This window comes from Myxococcus sp. AM011 (assembly GCF_013372595.1).
GTDB classification, from domain to species: Bacteria; Myxococcota; Myxococcia; order Myxococcales; family Myxococcaceae; genus Myxococcus; species Myxococcus eversor.
Genome location: NZ_JABXEM010000644.1, coordinates 1 through 440, shown reverse-complemented (window position 1 = coordinate 440; position 440 = coordinate 1). Strand labels below are relative to the sequence as shown.

The 440-nt window shown below is 55.2% G+C and carries 1 rRNA gene; it reads right to left on the bottom strand.

The features are described 5' to 3' along the window. Positions 1-440 (bottom strand): 23S ribosomal RNA (locus HUW62_RS47815); the annotation flags it as partial.

Below are 440 nucleotides of genomic sequence, written 5' to 3'. Positions count from 1 at the left end.
TTTAGCTACCGGGCAATGCCATTGGCATGACAACCCGAACACCAGTGATTCGTCCACTCCGGTCCTCTCGTACTAGGAGCAGCCCCTCTCAAATCTCCAACGCCCATGGCAGATAGGGACCGAACTGTCTCACGACGTTCTGAACCCAGCTCGCGTACCACTTTAAATGGCGAACAGCCATACCCTTGGGACCGACTACAGCCCCAGGATGTGATGAGCCGACATCGAGGTGCCAAACACCGCCGTCGATATGAACTCTTGGGCGGTATCAGCCTGTTATCCCCGGAGTACCTTTTATCCGTTGAGCGATGGCCCTTCCATACAGAACCACCGGATCACTAAGTCCTAGTTTCCTACCTGCTTGATCCGTCGATCTTGCAGTCAAGCACGCTTATGCCTTTGCACACAGTGCGCGATGTCCGACCGCGCTGAGCGTACCT